The organism is Lysobacter sp. HA18, from assembly GCF_054057595.1.
Map to the genome: position 1 here is coordinate 2,268,573 of NZ_JBSRZL010000001.1, position 15,060 is coordinate 2,283,632.

Consider the following 15,060-nt stretch of genomic DNA (forward strand, 5'->3'; position numbering starts at 1 on the left):
GGGTCTCCCCGGGGCGTTGCACATTGACGAGGTGCGCGTGGGGGAACTCAGTCTTGCGCGGCCTGATACGCCGTGAGGTAGCGGCCGGCGGCGACGGCGAACGCGGCGCGCGTTACCGCCTTGTTCGGATCGAAGTACGCCTTCAGCGTCGGCTGCAGGTCGTACGGCCCCTGCTCCACCGCGAAGCGCGCATTGATCAGGCCGAGGTCGAGCGCCTGCTGCACGTAACCGCGTAGCGCGGCGGGGATCGATGCCGCATCGGCGACCGGAACGCGCTTGCCGTCGTAGAACGCGGTGAGGTCACCGCTGAACGACTGCGCCTGCGACTGCAGCGCCATGCTCTGCACCAGCGAGTAGGCGAGCGAGACGCGGGTCACCGGGTCGTTCGCACGGAACGCGCCGTTGACGGTGCCCATCACGCCGTCCTGGTTGTGCGCGAGGTCGCGGAGTGCGCCGCCACGTGCGATCGCCGACTCGGCATACGCATAACCTGCGGCACCGGTGCCGAGATCGCTGAAGCTCGAGCGTCCGTTGAACGGCAGCGACTGACCGATGTTCTGGCCCATCGACAGGTACTGCGCGAGTTCGATGCGCTTGAGGTTGGCGTCCGGGCGGAACGTCTTGTCGGCGTAACCGTCGGCAAGGCGGTTCGCGATGGCGAACTCGATCGCCTGACGCGCCGGATGACTGGCGATGTCGTTGAGACCGGTGTAGCCGCCGGAGTTGAGGAAGCTGATCTCGCCATCGACGTAGCCCGGCGCTGCATAGCCGTTCGTGACCTTCAGCGGATCGAGCCCAGCGCCCGACACCGAACCGACGCCGCGTACGGTGAGCTTCCACTTGCCCGCCTTGCCCGGCGCGCCGACGGTGATGGTGTCGCTCTCGACCGGCAGCGCGATCGACGAGCCGTACTGTTCGCCATCGGGATCGATCAGCACCAGCGCAACGGTGTTGTCGACAGTCGAACGTGCGCTGACGAAGGCGACTTCCGGACCGACGTCGAACTCCATCGTGTCGACCGTGCCGACCGGCGCGAAGAACAGCGAGAACGGCTTCGGATCCGCGCCCTTGGCGAGCACCGCGTTCGAGTTGAACGTGCGCAGCGAGTTCACCGTGCTGCCGTAACCGGTGCGGACGTTGGTCGCTTCCGCAACGGCGGCATACGTGTTGATGTGACCGGCGCCCGCTTCCCACGAGAGGCGACCGGTCATGTTCGTCGCGGTGCGCTTGATGATGTCCTTGACCTGCGCCGGCGTGAGGTTCGGGTTCGCTTCGAGCATCAGCGCGATGATGCCGGCCACATGCGGCGTCGCCATCGAGGTACCGCTCATGTGCGTATAGAACGGCAGGTACTGCGGTGCGAGCGTTTCCTGGTCGTGCTGCGCTTCCAGCGGCGGCAGCGCGCCGGCGAGGTCGCGATCGGAAATGATGTCGACGCCCGGCGCGACGATCGTCGGCTCGTTGACGTAGGTCCACGACTTACCGTCGGCCATGGTGAAGGTGCCGGTTTCGCCGCGCTTGCCGCGCGACGAGAAGCCCGTCAGCACGCCGTCCTTTTCGCTCGCACCCACCGAAATGACCCAAGGCGCCTGCGCGTACGGGTTGTGCGTGTCTTCGCCCGGGCCGTCGTTGCCAGCCGCGAACACGCTGACGATGCCGCGCTTGTAAAGCTCGTACGTGGCGACGCTTACCGGATCGGTCGGGTCGAACGTGCCGCTGCTGCCCCACGAGTTGCTGACCACGCGGATCGTGTCGCGATAGCTGAACTGGTTGGTCGCCGCGTAGTCGAGGCCACCGACCGCGTCGAGGATGAAGAGCACCGCGCCCGAGCCGTAACCGACCAGCGAAGCGCCAGGGGCGACGCCGCGATACAAGCCGTTGGAGCGTGCACCAGTACCGCCGACGATGCCGGCGCAATGCGTGCCGTGGCCGGAGCCGATGTCCGCGTTCGGCACGTTCTCGACATACGTAAGCGGCACGATGCCCGGCGCGACGTCGGATGCCAGGGATGCGAGCACGTTCTGCGGCGCCAGCACGTTCTGCACGACGTGCGTGCCGAGCTTGACGTCGTCGTGCGTCGCGTCGATGCCCGAGTCGTTGATCATCACGCCGACGCCCTTGCCGCTGAACGGCACGGCGCGGCTGAAGTCGCCCGGGTTGGAGATGGCACGTGCCGCGCTCGAGATCTGGTTCGCCTCGACGTCGAAGTAGCGCAGCGGCGCGTTGTAGAAGATGGAGACGACGTCGCCTTCCTTGGCCAGAGCGCGGATTTCGGACGGCGTCGCGATGACGCCGGCGATCGGCAGGCTGCGCATCGTGCGGCCCTTCTCGATACCCAGCGCCTTCAGCTCGGCGAGCTGCGTGGCATTGATCGGGCCGGACTGGCGATACGTGACCACGACGCCGAGCTGGTCGGTCGGCGCGGCGGCGGCGAGCTTCTGCACGAGCTGGCCGTCGAGGTGGGCGTCGGCGAGCGCAACGCCACTGGCGAGCAGGCCGAACGCGAGGGCGGAAACGCGGAGGGAGAGGGAGCGCGAGGCGGACATCGGGTAACTCCAGGTCAGGCGACGATGCAGTTGTCGCACCGGCGCAGACGCGCTCCCATCCGGCAATGCCTCCACGCGGCGCAGGGGTAAACACTCATGAACGCGTGGGGGTTTTCGACCTCGCGTCCGCGCCGCGCGCGGGTGTAAGGTCGGGCCTGTCCGCAACGACGCGCGCTTCACCGGGCCCGGCCTAGCGTCGCTGCGATATCGGGGTCCCAACACGTTCCGGAGCCGCCATGCCGCGTGGTCTTGCCCGCTGGTTCATCTTCGCCCTGCTGGCCGTCGTCGCTCCGTTCGCGTCCGCGCAGTCGTTGCCGGTGCAGGTCGCCGTGCAGGGCAATGTCGCCACCGTAGTCATCGGCACGCCTTCGCTGCCCATCGCGGACATGACGCTGACGTTCGACTCGCCGCATGCGTTGTCGGCCGCCAACCTCGGCATCGTCGCGCAGACCGTGTCGCTCAGCGACCCGCAGTTGCTGACGCGGCTGCCCGGCTCGCTCGCCGCGCTGGATTCGTCGTTCCCGCTGATGGTGACGGTCGAACCGCCCGCCGGCGGGCTGTCGTTCGATCGCACGGTCAAGGTCGAAATCCATACGCACGCTCTGGCCTACACCTACGGCAGCAGCTATCGCCTGTTCAAGGCGCCGATCGGGGGCGCGTTCCGCGACATCACCACGGAAGTCGCGCAAGGCAGCGTCCGCGCACGCGGCACGACCGGTGGGTTCTCGCAGTTCCTGATCGTCGCCGACGTGCGCCGCACCGGCGACGTCGTCAACGACAAGCTCGAGCGCCTGCGTACGCGTATCGCCACACTACCGGCCAGCGAAGCCGCGCCGTTGGAAGCGCAGCGCGCCGCGGCGGCCCAGGCTGTTGCGGACGCGCGCTACGACGACGCACTGGCGAACCTCGATGCCCTCGCATCGCGCGTCGACGCACGTGCGGGCACTGCGATCCCGAATACGTGGCTCGCGGGCGGCGGTGGCGACAACACGGCGGGCGAACTCATCGCCGGCGTCGCCACGGCGAAGTTCTCGATCGCCTACCTGCGCAACTTCGGGCACTGAGGCACTGCCTGACGCCGCCACGCTCCATCGACGCATCCGAAGCCCCCGCCCGTCGGGGGCTTCGCGCGTCCGGGCCCCGCACGTCGGCGTACGTTGACGTGCACGGCCGTTTCGCACGGGGAACTGGCCCTAAGATGCGCTGATGCAGGCCCGTCTCATCGCCTACGTTCCGGAAGGCGCCGCAATCGCACGAATCGTCGCACCGGGCGACCGTCTCCGCATTGGTCGCGCGCTCGACGCCGACCTGTTGTTGCCGCATGCCTCGGTATCGCGTCGCCACGCGGAACTCGCACCCGAGGTCGACGGCACCTGGCACCTGACGGACGTCGGCAGCAAGAACGGCAGCTACGTCGACGGTGGGCGCGTCACCGATACCTCGCTCGCGCGCGCATGCTGGCTGCGCTTTGGCGACGTGCACTGCGAGTTCGCGATCCTCGACACCAATGCCGCCGAGGAACAGGTGCGACGCTGGGCCGAACGCCGGAACGAGGCCACGCGCCTCACCGCACGCATTGAAGCCATGGCGCAGCCACAGGACGGCGCCGCGCCGACATCCACGCTGCTGGAGCACAGCCTGCGCGCGGTGCTGGAACTTGCGCAGTGCACGCGCGGCTTCGTATTGACCGCCGGCGGCGGGCGTTATCGCATCGCCGCGTCGATCGCGTTGGATGCGTCGCTCGCCACGGGTCCCGAATTCACCGGCAGCCTCGGCGCGGTCGCGCAGGCCCTGCGGTCGCGCGCACCGGTCGTGTTCAACGACATCGGCCACGATGCCTGGCTGTCCAGCCGCGAATCGGTGGTGCGCGGCGGGCTGCGGACGTTGATCGCCCTGCCCCTGCTCGACGGCGATCGCGCACTCGGGGCCGTCTATGCGGACCGCCGCGAAGCCGGCCCCGCGCTGACCACGCTCGACGTCGAACTGTTGCAGGCCTTCGCCGAGCGTTGCGCGCTGTGGCTCGCGGCCCGTGGCGAAACGCAGGGCGGTGTCGAACCGCCCGCACCCGGCGACTGGGCGAACCTGCTCGCAGGCCATTCGCCGACGCGATGACCGACCACACGTCCACCGGCATCTACGCGCAGATGGATCTGGCGCCCGGCACCCTGCTTGCCGGGCGTTTTCGCATCGAAGGACTGGTCGGTGTCGGCGGCATGGGCGTCGTCTATCGCGCGCAGGACGAAGCGTTAGGTGTTCCCGTGGCGATCAAATTGCTGCGGCCGGAAATCGCGCAGCGTGCCGATGCGTTCGAACGCTTCCGGCAGGAGTTGCTGCTCGCACGCCAGGTGTCGAGCCCGCACGTGGTGCGCATCCACGACATCGCGCGACACGAGTTCGCCAACGGCGATACGCGTTGGCTGATCAGCATGGACCTGATCGACGGCGAGCCGCTGGATCGCATCATCGATCGTGGGGCCCTCCCCATCGACACCGCGCTGCGCATCGCGCGCGATGTCGCACTGGGCCTGCAGGCGGCACATGCGCGCGACGTCGTGCATCGCGACCTGAAACCGGCGAACGTGCTGGTCGCCGCGGACGGCAATGCATCGATCACCGATTTCGGCGTGGCGCGCTCGATCGCGACCAGCACACGCAGCGCGACGTCGAGCATCGTCGGCACACCGGATTACCTGTCGCCCGAGCAGGCGCGCGGCGATCCGATCGGGCCGCGCAGCGACCTGTACGCGCTCGGCCTGATCCTCCACGAGATGCTGACCGGCGAGCGTGCGTTCGCATCGGCGACCGCCGCGGAAGCACTGGCGCAGCGGATGGTGCGCACGCCTGCGCTCGTCACCGCGACGCGACCCGACGTGCCGACATGGATCGCGCGGCTCGTCGAAAGACTTCTGCGTCCGCAACCCGCGCATCGGTTGCCGGACGCCGCGGCCGTCGTGCAGGCCATCGATCGGTGCGAAGTGCCGCGCGATCCCGTTCGTAGTCGCCGTTTGCTCGCAGGTGCTGTTATCGCTGCGCTAGCCATCGGCGGCGGCGCGTTCTGGTGGACGCATCGCGCGCCCGTCAATGCCATCGCGCCTGCGCCGTCGCGCCCGCTCGAACGCGTGCTGCTGATGCCGCTGGAAGGTGATGGTGTTGCGGAAGCCGAACGCGTGGGTCTCGACATGCAATTGCGCGCCGCGTTGGCCGACGCACCCGGCATGGCGCGCGTCGACACCGATCGCATGCTGCAGGCGCTGGGGCAGCTCGACGCGACGGGCCGGCCGACACTCGATGCAATGCGTCGCGCCGGTGCGGCGAGCCGCGTGGTACGCCTCGAACTCGCATCGGTCGCGAACGGCTGGCATGTCACCGGCGAGCAGGACGGCGATGGCGATGCGCGACTCGATGGTCCGCGCGCAGCAACGCCCGCTGCCGCGCTCGCCGCGTGGTTGCGCACCGCGCAGGCCATAAGCGCATTCGGCGTCAATGCGACTCCCGCTTTCCACGTGCCTGCACCCAATGTGCTCGCGCTCGAAGGCTCGGCGGAAATCGCGCGTCGCGCCGGTCACTACGATGCCGCACTCGCGGCGCTTCAACACGCGACCGCGCTCGATCGCGATGACCCTGTCGCGTTCCTCGTGCTCGCGGACGTCGCGCAGGCGATCGGCGAGGACGATGTGGCGCTGTCGGCGATCGACCGTGCGCAACGCGCCGCGCCCAATTCCGCGTCGTCCTCGCACGAGCAGCTCGCGGCGATGCGCGCAATGCTGGAAGGTGATCCGTCCACCGCCGCGAAGACGTGGAGCGCGTTGTCGACGCGGTCTCCGTCCGATACGTTCGCGCAACTGCAATTCGCGCGCGCGTCCGGCGCCGCAGGCGAATTCGACGCCGCCATCGGCACGCTGCAGAAACTCACCGAGCGCGATGCGCAGGATGCGCGCGCATGGTTCGAACTCGGCAAGTTCTCCATCCTCAAGGGCGATGCACGCCCGGCGGTGGACGACTACCTGGTCCGCGCCCTCGTGCTGTTCAAACGCGGCCGCAATGCGTACGGCGTCGCGGAAACGGTGAATGCGCTCGGCGTCGGCTACGGACGGCTCGGTCAGACCGTCGACGCCGAAGAGCAATACCGCCGCGCGGTCGAACTGCGTCGTGCGGTCGGCAATCGCCGCGGCGTCGCGACCAGCCAGCGCAACCTCGCCAACCTGCTCAGCCAGCGCGGCGCGTTCGATGCTGCGGCTGCCGCGCTGGGCGAGGCGCGTCGCATCAACATCGAACTGAACGATCGCGCCGGCCTGGCGGCGGTCGACAACGAACGTGGGCTGCTCGAAGAGGAACGCGGTCATTACGCCGCATCGCTCGATGCGTTCCGTCTTGCGCTGCAGGGCTTCGAACGTGCCGGCGACCCGCACGGCGTCGCGCAGGCGCTGAACGACATCGGTTTCGCGCAGTACCAGCTCGGGGCGTACGACGATGCGCAGACCTACTGGCAACGCGCGGCCGATGCGTATCGCCAGCTCGGCGACGAAACCGGCGTGATCCGCACGCGACAGAACCTCGGCCTGCTGCTGGCTGCGCGCGGGCGCTGGGCGGATGCGCAGCAGGCGCAGACCGACGCGCTGACTCAGGCGCGGCGCCGCCAGATGGCGGAGGAAGCCGCCGTCGCCTATCGCAACCTCGCGGAGCTCGCGATCGCACGCGGCGACACGTCGGGCGCAATTCGCAACGCGGCCGAAGCGCTTGCACTGTTCAAGGAACGCGATGACCTGCGCGGCAGCATCGACGCGCGCCTGCTCGATGCGGAAGCGCGTATCGAAGCGAATGATCTGGACGGTGCGTCGCGCGTTTTAGCTGGCTTGCGCACCGATCTCGCGCAGGCGTCGACGGAACAACGCGCGATCGCCGGCCGCCTCGACGCGCAGCTCGCCGACACACGCGGCGACACACGTGCCGCGCTTGCCGCATTGAAGGTCGCGCAACCGCTCGCCATGGCGTCCGGCGTGCGCGCGCTGCAGCTCGACCTCGACCTGCTGCAGGCGCGAATCGCGAAGCGCGACCCGGCAGCGTTCGACGCGCCTACCGCGGCGCTCGGCAATGCGGGCCTTCGTCTCGACTGGACCGACCTCGCGATGCGCGCCGCGCTCGCACGCAATGACGCAGCGGGCGCTCTGCGCCTGTATCGCGACGCCGCGCCGTCGCTGCGTGATACATCGAGCCGCCTCGTCGCTTCCATCCACGATCAGGCGGCGGCGGCCGAACGCACGCTCGGCGACACCTCGGCCGCAGCCGACGCCGAAGCCGCTGCGCACGAGGCGCGCACGCATTTCGACGCGGCCATGCCGCGCGCCGCACCCGCCTTAGCGAAAGCCGTCGCGCCATGACCGATTCCGCCGCCGACCGCTACATGCAATTGCTTGAGCGCCTCGAAGCGAACGAGCGCGAGTTCCGTCGCCTCGGCCGATCGGTGCTGCGCGTGCAGGAAGACGAACGCCGTCGCCTCGCACGCGATCTGCACGACGGCGTCGGCCAGAACCTCACTGCGCTCAAGCATCGGCTCGCGCAGTTGCGTGACGGGCTGGACGACGTGCCTATGCGCGCTGCGCTCGATGCAGCGGTCGCACTTTGTGCCGACACGCTGGAAGACACGCGCGAACTTTCGCGCCTGCTGCGCCCGACCATCCTCGACGACCTCGGCCTTGAACCCGCCCTGCGCTGGCTCGGCCGCAGCGTCGGCGAAACCGCAGGCATTGCGGTCACCGTCGACGTAGAACCGCTTCCGCCGCTTGATGGCGAACGCGAAACCCTGATGTTCCGCATCGCGCAGGAAGCACTGAACAACATCGCGAAGCATGCGCAGGCGCGCAGCGTGCTGCTGCGGCTGGTCGAGCGCGAGGGTCGACTGCAGTTGCAGATACTCGACGATGGCGTCGGCTTCGACACGAACGAACGCGCCGGAGGCAGCGGGCTATCGGGCATGCGCGAACGGCTGCGTCTGTTCCAAGGCACGCTGGAGATCCATTCCGCGCCCGGCAACGGCACGCGGCTGCGCGCGGTGGTGCCGCTCGACGCGTACTGACGCCGTCAGGGCGGCCCCGGCTTGACGCCATGGCCGCTCGAACCGCACGGTTCGCGCATGCCCATCCGCATCCTCATCGCCGACGACCACACTCTCGTGCGCGAAAGCCTCGTCGGCCTGCTGCAGGCGGATGGGGACGTACAGGTCGTCGCGCAGGCCGCGGACGGCATCGAAACACTCGAGAAGGCAAACGCGGTGCGGCCCGACATCGTCATCGCCGACCTGTCGATGCCCGGCCTCGGCGGTATAGAGGTCGTGCGGCGCCTGCGCGAATCGCTGCCGCAGACGCGCGTGCTGGTGCTCACCATGCACCAGGAGGACGAGTACGTGCTGCAGGCTGTGCGCGCCGGCGCGTCGGGTTACCTCGTCAAGGACAGCGCGTCGTCGGAGCTGCTCGCCGCCGTGCGCAACCTGCATGCGGGTCGCGGCCATTTCGGCCCACAGGCGGCGCGCACACTCGCGCAACAGCTGCAGCATCCCGAACGCACGCTCGACGATCCCTACGGCCGGCTCACCGCACGCGAGCGCGAAGTCTTCCACCTGATCGCCGAAGGCCACACGACGAAGGAAGTCGCGCGCAAGCTCGACATCAGCGCCAAGACCGCGGAGAACCATCGCGCCCGCGTGCTCGACAAGGTCGGCGTGCGCAACACCGCGGAGCTGGTCCGCTACGCGCTTCGCAAGGGCCTGCTCGACTAGGCGACCGCCACCGGCTTCGGCAGCGCGAACGATGCGAGCCCGCACAGTGCCGCGAACACCGCGCCAGCGACGAACGTCGTCGATGCACCGTGCCAGTCCCACAACGCGCCGGCCAATGCGCTCGCGATGACCAGCGCGATGCCCGACGCAAGGCTGAAGACGCCGAATGCCGTGCCGCGGAAATCCTTCGGCGCGTGGTCGGCAACGAATGCACTAAGGACGCCCTGCGTCAGGCCCATGTGCAATCCCCAGAGCGCGGCGCCGATCAACGCGATGATCGGACCGTGCGCGGATGCGAGCACGACGTCGGCGACGACGAGCACCACCAATCCCGCGATCAACACGCCGCGTCGCCCAAGCCGGTCACTCAACACGCCGGCGGGATACGAGCTCAGCGTGTACACCAGGCTCATCACCACCAGCACCATTGGCGCATACGCCTTCGCGAGGCCGAGCTGGTCGGCACGCAGGATCAGGAACGCTTCGCTGAAGCGCGCCAATGACAGCAATGCGCCGATCGCGACCACGCGCCAGTAGCCGCTGCCGAGTGCACGCAGCCCCTCGCGGGTGATCGGCAGACGTGCGCGCGGTGCGCGGTCGCCGACGTGCTCCGGCTCGCGAACGAAGCGCACGAGGATGGCGACGGATACGAGGCTAGGCACCACCGCGAACCACAGCACATGCCGGATGTCGTCGTGGAACGCGAGCATCAGCGCGATAGCGGTGAGCGGGCCGATTACCGCGCCGACGGTGTCCATCGACTGACGCAGGCCGAAGCTCGCGCCGCGCAGGTCCGGCGGGACGATGTCGCTCATCAGCGCGTCGCGCGGCGCACCGCGGATGCCCTTACCGAAGCGATCGAGCAAACGCGCGCCGACCACCATCGACACCGACGTCGCCATCGGAAACAAGGGCTTGGTCAGCGCGGCGAGTCCGTAGCCCAGCACCACCACCGGCTTGCGGCGCCCGATCGCATCGCTCGCGTAGCCGGAGAACAGCTTGGTCACCAACACCAGCCCTTCCGCGCTGCCTTCGATCAGCCCGATCGCCAGCGCGCTCGCGCCCAGCGGCCCGGCGAGCAGCAGGGGCAGCAGCGAATGGACCATCTCCGAGCCGAAGTCCATGAACAGACTGACCCAGCCCAGGGCCCACACCGCAGGCGGAATGCGTCGCAGATTCGATCGCTGCATCGGCTGCTCCATCGACGATGGGCCGAGTATGGCGGCCGTCCCTCGCCTGCTCTGCACAGCGTGTCGACGCGCGCTCCGTGCGGGACGGTATGCTCGACACGATTCCGAACGGAGCTGCTCCATGCGTCCAGCCTCACTCTTTCGATTCGCCCTCGCGACCGCCGCGCTCGCGATGCTCGCCGCCTGCGTCAGCGGCCCGGTGCGCCGCGTCTCCGAGCCGACCGCGCAGATCCAGCAACTCACCGTGCGTGCCGACGGCGGCTGGGACGTCCAGCTGCGGCTGCAGAACTACAGCTCGATCCCGATGCGCTTCGACACGGTGCGGCTCACGCTGACCGCGTCCGAACAGGCGGCCGGCGATCTCGTCGCATCGCCCGCGCTCGACATCGGCCCCGAATCCGCCGACGTGATCGACGTGCGCCTGCAGCCGGCGACCGGCGCGAAGCTGGCCATCGCCGATGCGTTGGCGGCCGGCCGCAGCGTCGACTACATGCTCGAAGGCAAGATCGCCGCGACGCCCGACAAGAAGTCGCAGCAGACGTTCGACGTGAAGCATCGCAGCACGCTCAACCCCGCGCCGGGCCTGCCCGGCGTGCTGCGCTGAGGTCGCCACCATGAGCCGTTACGACGCTCCGCTCAACGACATGCGTTTCGTGCTGTTCGACCTGCTGCAGGCCGAACGCGAATTCGCGCGACTGGGTCATTCCGACGCGACGCGCGACGTGCTCGACGCCGTGCTCGAGGAAGGCGCGCGGTTCGCCATGCAGGTACTCGCGCCGCTCAACCGTGTCGGCGACGAAATCGGCTGCACGCTCGACACCGCGACCGGCGATGTGCGCACGCCACCCGGCTTCAAGGAGGCGTACGCGCAGTACGTCGAAGGTGGCTGGACCGGCCTCGTGACCGCGACCGAACACGGCGGCCAGGGCCTGCCGCACCTTGTCGGCTTCCCGATCAAGGAGATGGTCGACGCCGCCAATCTCGCATGGGGCAACTTCCCGCTGCTGTCGAATGGCGCGGTTGAAGCGCTTTCGGTCTACGGCACCGACTGGCAGCGCGAAGTCTTCCTCAAGCCGCTGGTCGAAGGCCGCTGGACCGGCACGATGTGCCTGACCGAACCGCATTGCGGCAGCGATCTCGGCCTGCTACGCACACGCGCCGAACCGCGCGGCGACGACACTTATTCGATTTCCGGCACCAAGATCTTCATTACCGCCGGCGAGCACGACATGACGGACAACATCGTCCATCTCGTGCTGGCGAAATTGCCGGACGCCCCGGCGGGAAGCCGCGGCATCTCGCTGTTCGTCGTGCCGAAGTTCCGTGTTTCGAAGGATGGCTCGATCGGCGAACGCAACACGCTTCGCTGCGGCAGCCTCGAACACAAGATGGGCATCCACGGCTCGGCGACGTGCGTGATGAATTTCGACGGCGCGGAGGGCTATCTGGTCGGCGAACCGCACAAGGGCCTGATGGCGATGTTCGTGATGATGAACACCGCACGCCTCGCCGTCGGCCTGCAGGGCCTTGGGCTTTCCGATCGCGCGTTCCAGAACGCGCTCATCTACTCGAAGGAACGCCTGCAGATGCGCGCCGCGACGGGTGCGAAATTCCCGGACAAGCCAGCTGACCCGATCATCGTGCACCCCGACGTACGCCGCATGCTGCTGACGTGCAAGGCGCTGGTGGAAGGCGCCCGCGCGATGTCGTACGACGCCGCATTGCAGTTCGACATCGCGCTGCATGGCACGTCGGATGAGGAACGCGCGGAAGCCGATGCACTCGTCGGTTTCCTGACGCCGATCGTCAAAGCCTGCCTGACCGAATGGAGCATCGAGGTCACGTACGACGCGATGCAGTGCTTCGGCGGCCACGGCTACATCCACGAACACGGCATGGAGCAGCTCGCACGCGATGCGCGCATCACGACGCTGTACGAAGGCACGACCGGCATTCAGGCGCTCGACCTGCTCGGCCGCAAGGTGATGCAGCTCAAGGGCGCCGGCCTCAAGGCGATGCTCGGCCGCATCCGTTCGTTCGCGACGGAACATGCGGGTCACGCCGCGATCGGCGGCTATTGCACCGCGCTCACCGACCTCGCGACGCAGTGGCAGGCGCTCAGCGTCGCCATCGCGCAGCGCAGCGGCGAGAACGCGGACGAGCTCGGCGCCGCGTCGTACGACTACCTGATGTTCTCGGGCTACGTCGTGCTCGCCTACTGGTGGGCGCGCAGCGTCGCGGCGCTGGACGGTGCATCGGTCACGCCGTCGTTCGCCGACGGCAAGCGTGCGGCCGCGCGGTTCTATTTCGACCGCATCCTGCCGCGCACGCTCACCCATGCGGCAGCGATCGAGAGCGGCGCGACCTCGCTGATGGCGCTGGACCCGGACGCTTTCGACGCCGGACGCTGAACCGGCCAGCGGCCGCGTCGACGCAACGCGAGCCGGTGACGCCCTTTCGTCACCGGCTCGTTATAAGCTCGGGCCATGGCGCACCATCCTGCTAGGTTGCGACTCGTCGACCACGATCCGATCTGGTCCGCGGAACCGCTGTCCCCGCCTCCCGGCGGATTCCCGCTGGACGGCGTCCGTTTGCTCTCCCTCGACGCGCATGGCCATGTCCTCGACTGGCTGCACTGGCACGAGGCGACCTGTCTCTACGCACGCGGCGCGGTGGCCTGGACGCTGGGCGAACCCTGCCTGCGCGTCCGCGGCGGCCATGCGCGCGACACCGGCGAGCGCAGCATCATCGAACTGCATCCCATCGTCGCCACGCGCGGCCGCGCACGTGCGCACGCGCTGAACCCGACGCCAGCGCTCACCAACCCGGCGCTGTTCGCGCGTGACGCGCATCTCTGCCTCTACTGCGGCGATCCGTTCCCGCGCAGCAAGCTCACGCGCGATCACGTCATGCCGCTGTCCAAGGGCGGGCGCGGACACGTGGGAGAACGTCGTCGCCGCATGCTTCCCCTGCAACTCGCGCAAGCGCAACCGCACGCCGCAGCAGGCGTCGATGCCGCTGCTTGCCGTACCCTACCGGCCGAGCTGGATCGAACACCTGATCCTCTCGAACCGGCACATCCTCGCGGACCAGATGGAATTCCTGAAGGCGCAGTTGCCGCGCCGCGAGCGACGCATCGCAGTCTGAGGACTGCGTCCCCGTTCACGATTCGACGACGCGGTGCGTCGCATGTCGACGCATGCACGTTGTGCGCGTTGACGGCGCCGGACCCATTCGCAACACTCGACCCAAATACTAGGCAGAGACGTATGGCGGCATTGACACTCGGCTTTACCGGCATGGACGCTTCCACCGAGAGCGAGCTGCGCCGCGCCTTCGAACAGGCGCTGCCGGCCTCCGGCGGCGGCTGGCAGCTGGTGCCGGACACGCACGCCGACTACGTCGTCGTCGACATGGACAGCATGTACGGCCCGATGAGCTGGCTGCGGCTGCACAACGCCGGCAAGCAGGTCGTCGGGCTCACCGCCTCGCCGCGCACGCAGGCGCCGTATCGCCTCCCGCGTCCGGTCGATGCGGAATCGCTGACGGAGCTTCTGCGCGACATCCGCGTCGCGAACGGTGTGGACGCGATTGCCGTTGCGCCGGCTGCTGCCGCGCCGACGCCTGCCGCCCCGCCCGCGCCGACACCCGCAGCTGCCGAGCCGGAGCACATCGCGGTCAAGCCGTCGGGCATGACGCCGTCGCCGCAGCCGTTCGATCAGTTGCCGGAAGAGCGCCCCGCGCCGGTCGCCGCGACGGAACTGCCCGCGAACCCGGTCGCGATCACCGAACCTGCAGCGCCCGCGCATGAGCCACCGAGCGTGGCCGTCGCGAAGGTCGTTCCGCCCGCGCCGAGCATCGAGCCGGTCGCGCCTGCGCCTGTCGCTGTTCCGACGCCCGCACCGACACCCGCTCCGGCCCCGCCCATCGCGACCCGCAGCGCCGAGCCGCAGTCGCTCGCCGAATGGCTGGCCTCCGGTCGCCTGCGCGGCCGCGTGCGCTTCGGGGACGGCAGCACCGCCGTCCTGCTCGACACCGACCAGCGCCAATACTTCGGCCCGTCGGCGCTGAAGCCGGTCACGCCGCTCTTCACGCGCAACGCCACGCTCGCCGACTTCGAAACCGTGTCGCCCGACATCTGGAACGCGCAGACGACCGCGCTTGGCGCGCCGCAGCCGATCGCGCGCCTGATCTGGTACGGCGCGTTGCTCGCCGGCGAAGGCCGCATCGCGCCGGGCTACGACCCGGCCGACCGCTTCAGCCTGACCAAGTGGCCGCAGACCGAGCGCGAATTCCCGAAGCACTTCCGCATCGCCACCGCGATGATGAAAGGCCCGGCGACGATCAAGGAAGTCGCCGACGCGAGCAGCGTGCCGGAGTCGGATGTCGCCGACTTCGTGAACGCCTCGCTCGCCACCGGCTTCGCCGAACCCTTCCGCGAGCCCGAACCCGAGCCCGATGCCGGGGCACGTGGCGGCCTGTTCGGGCGCCTGCGCGGTCGCTGATCTGACGGCGCGCACACCAGCGGCAGGCGCCATGCCTTGCCGCTGGC

General features: G+C 68.9%; 10 protein-coding genes and 1 pseudogene. 9 read left to right on the top strand and 2 right to left on the bottom strand.

The annotated features are described in order from the left end of the window. Window positions 1-47 precede the first annotated feature (47 nt). Window positions 48-2,546, bottom strand: a complete 2,499-nt coding sequence (locus ACVWWW_RS11195; protein ID WP_081672169.1) for a S8 family serine peptidase — start codon at window positions 2,544-2,546, stop codon at window positions 48-50. Between the two features lie 236 nt (window positions 2,547-2,782). Here ACVWWW_RS11195 and ACVWWW_RS11200 point away from each other — a divergent pair, with 236 nt between their 5' ends. The 5 genes from ACVWWW_RS11200 (at window position 2,783) to ACVWWW_RS11220 (ending at window position 9,318) form a co-directional block, all read left to right on the top strand. Then, complete coding sequence (locus ACVWWW_RS11200) at window positions 2,783-3,610, top strand: DUF6689 family protein (RefSeq protein WP_027083477.1); 828 nt, start codon at window positions 2,783-2,785, stop codon at window positions 3,608-3,610. A 142-nt stretch (window positions 3,611-3,752) separates the two neighbouring features. After that, window positions 3,753-4,658 carry an FHA domain-containing protein gene (locus tag ACVWWW_RS11205; protein WP_027083476.1) on the top strand — a complete coding sequence of 302 codons (906 nt, stop codon included), beginning with the start codon at window positions 3,753-3,755 and terminating at the stop codon, window positions 4,656-4,658. Further along, window positions 4,655-7,924: a serine/threonine-protein kinase gene (locus tag ACVWWW_RS11210; protein WP_051235296.1), complete on the top strand. Its 3,270-nt coding sequence runs from the start codon at window positions 4,655-4,657 to the stop codon at window positions 7,922-7,924. The genes ACVWWW_RS11205 and ACVWWW_RS11210 overlap by 4 nt, the downstream gene beginning before the upstream one ends. After that, complete coding sequence (locus ACVWWW_RS11215; protein WP_027083475.1) at window positions 7,921-8,619, top strand: sensor histidine kinase; 699 nt, start codon at window positions 7,921-7,923, stop codon at window positions 8,617-8,619. The genes ACVWWW_RS11210 and ACVWWW_RS11215 overlap by 4 nt, the downstream gene beginning before the upstream one ends. 57 nt (window positions 8,620-8,676) lie before the next feature. Continuing rightward, the gene (locus ACVWWW_RS11220; protein ID WP_027083474.1) at window positions 8,677-9,318 is read left to right on the top strand and encodes a response regulator transcription factor; all 642 of its coding nucleotides are present in this window, start codon (window positions 8,677-8,679) and stop codon (window positions 9,316-9,318) included. On the opposite strand, the gene ACVWWW_RS11225 is transcribed toward ACVWWW_RS11220, so the two are convergent. Continuing rightward, a complete protein-coding gene (locus ACVWWW_RS11225) occupies window positions 9,315-10,508 on the bottom strand; it encodes an MFS transporter (RefSeq protein WP_456998699.1) in 1,194 nt (397 codons plus the stop codon). The two genes, ACVWWW_RS11220 and ACVWWW_RS11225, sit on opposite strands and share 4 nt — an antisense overlap. A gap of 121 nt (window positions 10,509-10,629) precedes the next feature. On the opposite strand from ACVWWW_RS11225, the gene ACVWWW_RS11230 reads away from it, so the two are divergent. From ACVWWW_RS11230 to ACVWWW_RS11245, 4 genes and pseudogenes are all read left to right on the top strand, one after another. Continuing rightward, on the top strand, window positions 10,630-11,112 hold the full coding sequence (locus tag ACVWWW_RS11230; protein WP_027083473.1) for an NDR1/HIN1-like protein: 483 nt from the start codon (window positions 10,630-10,632) through the stop codon (window positions 11,110-11,112). Window positions 11,113-11,122: 10 nt separating this feature from the next. Beyond that, a complete protein-coding gene (locus ACVWWW_RS11235; RefSeq protein WP_027083472.1) occupies window positions 11,123-12,919 on the top strand; it encodes an acyl-CoA dehydrogenase C-terminal domain-containing protein in 1,797 nt (598 codons plus the stop codon). A gap of 75 nt (window positions 12,920-12,994) precedes the next feature. Then, window positions 12,995-13,655 (top strand): annotated as a pseudogene (locus ACVWWW_RS11240) (HNH endonuclease). A gap of 152 nt (window positions 13,656-13,807) precedes the next feature. Next, on the top strand, window positions 13,808-15,013 hold the full coding sequence (locus ACVWWW_RS11245) for a hypothetical protein (RefSeq protein WP_155914359.1): 1,206 nt from the start codon (window positions 13,808-13,810) through the stop codon (window positions 15,011-15,013). Window positions 15,014-15,060 lie beyond the last annotated feature (47 nt).

What these genes read in the sequence shown, in the direction of transcription:
- ACVWWW_RS11195 (WP_081672169.1), bottom strand. Translation starts at nt 2,546, where the DNA reads ATGTCCGCCTCGCGCTCCCTCTCCCTCCGCGTTTCCGCCCTCGCGTTC.
- ACVWWW_RS11200 (WP_027083477.1), top strand. Translation starts at nt 2,783, where the DNA reads ATGCCGCGTGGTCTTGCCCGCTGGTTCATCTTCGCCCTGCTGGCCGTC.
- ACVWWW_RS11205 (WP_027083476.1), top strand. Translation starts at nt 3,753, where the DNA reads ATGCAGGCCCGTCTCATCGCCTACGTTCCGGAAGGCGCCGCAATCGCA.
- ACVWWW_RS11210 (WP_051235296.1), top strand. Translation starts at nt 4,655, where the DNA reads ATGACCGACCACACGTCCACCGGCATCTACGCGCAGATGGATCTGGCG.
- ACVWWW_RS11215 (WP_027083475.1), top strand. Translation starts at nt 7,921, where the DNA reads ATGACCGATTCCGCCGCCGACCGCTACATGCAATTGCTTGAGCGCCTC.
- ACVWWW_RS11220 (WP_027083474.1), top strand. Translation starts at nt 8,677, where the DNA reads ATGCCCATCCGCATCCTCATCGCCGACGACCACACTCTCGTGCGCGAA.
- ACVWWW_RS11225 (WP_456998699.1), bottom strand. Translation starts at nt 10,508, where the DNA reads ATGCAGCGATCGAATCTGCGACGCATTCCGCCTGCGGTGTGGGCCCTG.
- ACVWWW_RS11230 (WP_027083473.1), top strand. Translation starts at nt 10,630, where the DNA reads ATGCGTCCAGCCTCACTCTTTCGATTCGCCCTCGCGACCGCCGCGCTC.
- ACVWWW_RS11235 (WP_027083472.1), top strand. Translation starts at nt 11,123, where the DNA reads ATGAGCCGTTACGACGCTCCGCTCAACGACATGCGTTTCGTGCTGTTC.
- ACVWWW_RS11245 (WP_155914359.1), top strand. Translation starts at nt 13,808, where the DNA reads ATGGACGCTTCCACCGAGAGCGAGCTGCGCCGCGCCTTCGAACAGGCG.